Raw genomic sequence first — 291 nt, forward strand, 5'->3', positions numbered from 1 at the left:
GGACTGAAACGACTTACTCGCCCATCTTGTCTAGCCAAGCTCAGGGCTGGGAAAATATTCTGGTCGAGCAATTCCAACAACCTCCGGGTGAGGCGAGGTGTGATTACAGCGATGAACATACAATTTATCTATCTCTTGCCCCTCGTCCAATTCGCTTGCTGCAAATTCAGGGAGGCAAAACCCACACAGGATTGTACGCAAAAGGCGACATTTCTGTAACGCCTGCAAAGACGCCACTTTTTGCACGTTGGGATCAAGATGATCACTACTTGCAGATTCGGATTGCATCTC

At 48.5% G+C, this 291-nt stretch carries 1 pseudogene; it reads left to right on the top strand.

The annotated features are described in order from the left end of the window. Positions 1-291 (top strand): annotated as a pseudogene (locus UYK_RS24605) (AraC family transcriptional regulator); the annotation flags it as partial.

It is taken from the genome of Fischerella thermalis PCC 7521, from assembly GCF_000317225.1.
Taxonomy (GTDB): domain Bacteria; phylum Cyanobacteriota; class Cyanobacteriia; order Cyanobacteriales; family Nostocaceae; genus Fischerella; species Fischerella thermalis.